5 protein-coding genes are annotated in these 4,295 nt (G+C 43.3%); 2 read left to right on the forward strand and 3 right to left on the reverse strand.

Annotated elements, in window-relative coordinates; all coding sequences use genetic code 11:
• On the reverse strand, positions 1-204 hold a 204-nt coding region (locus ABFX15_RS01900), incomplete at its 3' end, for a helix-turn-helix domain-containing protein (protein ID WP_346023844.1).
• A 78-nt stretch (positions 205-282) separates the two neighbouring features.
• Between ABFX15_RS01900 and ABFX15_RS01905 the strand changes: the two genes are divergently transcribed.
• Positions 283-435, forward strand: coding sequence for a hypothetical protein (locus ABFX15_RS01905; RefSeq protein WP_176759675.1), 153 nt, complete (start codon positions 283-285; stop codon positions 433-435).
• A 176-nt stretch (positions 436-611) separates the two neighbouring features.
• On the opposite strand, the gene ABFX15_RS01910 is transcribed toward ABFX15_RS01905, so the two are convergent.
• The gene (locus ABFX15_RS01910; RefSeq protein ID WP_346023845.1) at positions 612-1,583 is read right to left on the reverse strand and encodes an asparaginase; all 972 of its coding nucleotides are present in this window, start codon (positions 1,581-1,583) and stop codon (positions 612-614) included.
• A 17-nt stretch (positions 1,584-1,600) separates the two neighbouring features.
• On the reverse strand, positions 1,601-2,224 hold the full coding sequence (locus ABFX15_RS01915; RefSeq protein WP_346023846.1) for an MBL fold metallo-hydrolase: 624 nt from the start codon (positions 2,222-2,224) through the stop codon (positions 1,601-1,603).
• 281 nt (positions 2,225-2,505) lie between these two features.
• Between ABFX15_RS01915 and ABFX15_RS01920 the strand changes: the two genes are divergently transcribed.
• Positions 2,506-4,188 carry a S8 family serine peptidase gene (locus ABFX15_RS01920; protein WP_428830576.1) on the forward strand — a complete coding sequence of 561 codons (1,683 nt, stop codon included), beginning with the start codon at positions 2,506-2,508 and terminating at the stop codon, positions 4,186-4,188.
• Positions 4,189-4,295 lie beyond the last annotated feature (107 nt).

A 4,295-nucleotide genomic window follows, 5' to 3' on the forward strand; every position in this document is an offset into this window, starting at 1 on the left:
TAGCCAGTCGATTTCTTTCTTTAGTTCGGTCAGTTGAGCGGAGCAGGAATTGTAGCTCAGTCCTTTGCCCGTGCTTTCGTACAGCTCGTTCCATTTTGCAAGGAAATGGTTGAAGACGAACCGACTGCACCCAATCGTCTTCGCAATCAGGATTTCCTGCTCTTTGTTCGGGTAGAGGCGAAACTTATAGGCTTTGTGTCTCATTGATTTCCACCCCCTTTAAATGATATACTTATTGTATCATTTTAGATATTATTTGTATATCATTAAGGAGTGAAAACAATGGAAAAGCAATCAGTTATTTTACGATTTCCGAAGACATTGCTCGATAGGGTGGACAAGTACAAAGAGCAGAAAGGGTTCGGTACTCGTACTCAAACAATTTTTCACTTGATTCAAACAGCACTCGAACAATCGGACAATCGGGACGGCTAAAGCCACCCCGTGTCCGAAGCCGATTCATCCCCCACTTTACACTTCGTAAGAAGTGGGGGTCTTCTCGGCTATTTTAGATAAAGCATTCAGATCATTTAAATTCGACAAATAAGCCTGAGGCAAGCGACATATATCGCTTGCCTCGGGCTTATTTTTTTTGAATTAAGGTGTGTGCTTTATTTTTTAAAGATCAAGTCGATCTGTTTATTATCAAAAGCCTGTTCCAAAAGAATCAGCAGTTTAATTCGTGCTTTCGGACCTGAAAGTCCTGGGGCAAATATCACTCCAAGCTCTTTCAAGTGTTTACCTCCGCCTGTATAAGCATAGATATCCTGAGCTATTCCATTAAATGCTCTGGAAGTAATAACGACAGGAATATTTTTTTCAAGAATTTTCTTTAGTCCCGGTAAAGCAGCAGGGGGCAAATTACCAGCACCGAGTGCCTCTATGACCAAGCCGTCCAGATCAGTACTGAGCAGGGCATCAAACAGCGTACTGTCCATACCCGCATAAGACTTAAGCATACAGACGTTCTTATCAGCTTTTTCGATTGGATACGTTTCGTTGAAAATCAGTTTCTGAAAGAACCGAACTTCATGCTTTGAAACGATACCGATCGGTCCGAAAGTGGGGGTTCTGAAAGTAGCAACATTTGTTGTATGTGTTTTTGTAACATACCGCGCTGTATGAATCTCTTCGTTTAGAACAACCAGTACCCCTTTATCTCTCGCATCAAGAGAAAGAGAGGTCCATATAGCATTCTGCAAGTTACGTACGCCGTCTGAACCAAGTTCATCAATAGGGCGCATAGCTCCTGTGAGAACTACAGGAAAAGGAATATCTAGAGTAAGGTCTAGAAAATAGGCTGTTTCTTCAAGTGTATCTGTGCCATGAGTAATGACTGCTCCATCATAAATGTTTTCTTCAGCGGCTTGAATCAGTCTTTTCTGAAGGCTAAGCATATCATGCGGTGTCACATGAGGAGAAGGAAGCTGAAAGATATCCTCTTCAATAATTTCCAGATTTTCTTCAAACAAGTGACTGTACTGGTGTAGCGGATGCTCGTCGCTTGGCTTTACCGCTCCTGTACGCTGGTCTGTACTCATCGAAATGGTTCCGCCAGTGTGAAGTAATAAAATTCGTTTCAATCGCCTAGACCTCTTTTCTAATTGAAATATGGATTTGTCTGTTTTTCGTTACCGATCGTCGTCTGCATGCCATGTCCTGAGTAGACAATGGTATCATCGGAAAGTTTGAAGAGTTCTTTTTTTATTGAGGGAATCAATTTTTCCGGTTCGCTTCCGGGCAGGTCGGTTCTGCCGATACTGCCTTTGAATAAGGCATCGCCTGAAAGAACGAAGCCATCTTTTACAAAAATGAAACTTACGCCGCCAGGAGAATGTCCTGGAGTTGAGACGACTTCAAATGTAAATGGACCGATCGATACGGTTTCTGCAGGATTGAAAGTAAATTCTGCCTCTCTTGCTGTTATTTCATTTGAACCGTAAACAGAAAGGTTTTTAGAGGGATCCCCGAGCCAGTCCACTTCTTCCGGGCTGACATAAACTGGGATATCATAATCGACTCTAAGGTCTTCTAGTGCGCCAATGTGATCATAATGCGTGTGTGTCAACAAGATTGCTAAAGGCCGCGCACCCAGCTCTTCCAGTTCATCCTTGATTTTACTTGTTTCATCCCCAGGATCGACAATAAGTGCATCTGATCCTGAATAGATTAAATAACAGTTTTCCTGGATCACTCCAGTGATGATTTTTCTTACTTGAGTCATAGAATTTCCTCCTTGTCATTCATGTATAAGTATAACTGATTAAGGTAAACCTGTCGAAAAAGATACAATCACTGAGTAAAAAAGAATAAGTGTTTTTTGGCAGGAGGAAGTGTGCTGAATAGAACAACTTGAATATAAATAGTAATAATTTGTTTATGTTATAAAAAGTGTTGCAGTTCATAATAAGGTATGCTAGTCTCTTTATTAATATCTTATTAAAAAATAATGGATATTTATTATAAAATGTTAATGATTCGATTAAGGAGAAAAGGAGTAGTCAAATGAAAAATAAGTTCACTTCAATTTTAGCAGGATCGATGTCTCTACTATTAGGGATATCTTCCGTATCGTCAATCAGCCAAGTCAGTGCAGAAGGAAACGGTGGGAATTCAGAAGGATCTAGTCCAAAACTTCATCTGGATTCAGATCTGCTGTCGGATGACATTTTAACAGTCATTGTTGAACTTGAAGAAGAAGCGGTCCTTCAGGCAAAACAGCAGGGACGTACTCAGTCTGAGTTCAGATTATCTGTAGAACGGGAACGCATTCTAAATGAATTAGCAGCAGCCGGTGGACAGGCCGAAGTCAATCAGGAATACGATCAGCTTTTCTCAGGCTTTTCTGTCGACCTGTCTGAAAGTGATATCGGTAAGCTTCTGATGATCGAGGGTGTCAAATCAGTCTATCCTGATCAGGAGTATGAAGTGACTGATACACAGCAGTTCGATGTCAACGAAGTCACTCCAGAAATGCTGGACAGCGCACCTTACATAGAGGCTTTTGAAGCCTGGGATACCGGGTACACTGGAAAAGGAGTAACGGTCGCAGTGATTGATACTGGAGTGGATTATACACATCCGGCTCTGGTTCATGCTTTCGGTGACTATAAAGGATGGGATTTTGTAGATAATGACGATGATCCTCAGGAGACCTTGATTGAAGATGTTCTGAATCCGGCTCTGGCAACGAATCACGGGACGCATGTGGCGGGTACCATAGCTGGAAACGGACAGATCAAAGGGGTAGCACCTGATGCGAACCTGCTTGCCTACCGAGTACTTGGTCCGGGAGGAAGCGGAACAACGAGTGATGTCGTCGCTGCGATCGAACGGGCAGTCGAAGATGGGGCAGATATAATGAACCTGTCATTAGGTGCGACGGTCAATAATCCTGACTTCCCTACTTCTATCGCTCTGGACACCGCTATGGGCGAAGGTGTAGTAGCTGTCACTGCTAACGGAAATGCTGGTCCTCAGAACTGGACAGCAGGGTCTCCTGGAACATCAAGAGATGCCATTTCAGTCGGTGCTACACAACTTCCTTACAATGTATTCGAAGCTTCAGTCAACACAGAATCAGCTCAAGTCTTCCCTTCAATTGAAGTGATGGGATATCCTGGTGAAGATGCTCTACTTGCACTAAACGGTCAGACCTTAGAATATGTTTATGCCGGACTGGGCAGTCCTGAGGAATTTGCTTCTCTCGATGTCGAAGGTAAGATTGCCTTGATTCAAAGAGGAGAATATCCATTTGTCGAAAAAGCTCAGAATGCAGCTGAGGCTGGAGCTGTTGGTGCGATCCTTTTCAATAATGTAGCAGGTACTCAGCCTGAAATACCTGGCATGGCAGTTCCGACGTTGATGGCTTCTCTTGAAGATGGACAAAAACTGCTGCAGGATCTGGAGAATGGCTTTAATACAGTGACAATTGAAGCTTCATTTAGTCATATTGTTGGCGAAACAGTGGCAGACTTCTCTTCCAGAGGACCTGTTATGACGAACTGGATGATAAAACCCGATGTGGTCGCACCTGGTGTCAGCATTATCAGTACAGTACCTGGTCCAGCGTATGCATCTCTACAGGGAACAAGTATGGCCGCTCCTCATGTAGCTGGGGCAGCAGCTCTTATCCTTGAAGCTCACCCGGACTGGAGCGTCGATTTTGTTAAGGCTGCTTTAACGTAATTCCGAAAGAAGTCTCCCACTTCTAAGCGTATGGGTGCGAAGCACCAGTGAAAGTGGGAGATGAATTTCGGTCAAGCGATAGCTTGAAGTGGTTAATGTCATTCTCA

The organism is Alkalibacterium indicireducens (assembly GCF_039522005.1).
Classification (GTDB): Bacteria; Bacillota; Bacilli; order Lactobacillales; family Carnobacteriaceae_A; genus Alkalibacterium; species Alkalibacterium indicireducens.

Excerpts from the sequence above, each read along its gene's own strand:
- ABFX15_RS01905 (WP_176759675.1), top strand. The coding sequence starts at position 283 with ATGGAAAAGCAATCAGTTATTTTACGATTTCCGAAGACATTGCTCGAT.
- ABFX15_RS01915 (WP_346023846.1), bottom strand. The coding sequence starts at position 2,224 with ATGACTCAAGTAAGAAAAATCATCACTGGAGTGATCCAGGAAAACTGT.
- ABFX15_RS01920 (WP_428830576.1), top strand. The coding sequence starts at position 2,506 with ATGAAAAATAAGTTCACTTCAATTTTAGCAGGATCGATGTCTCTACTA.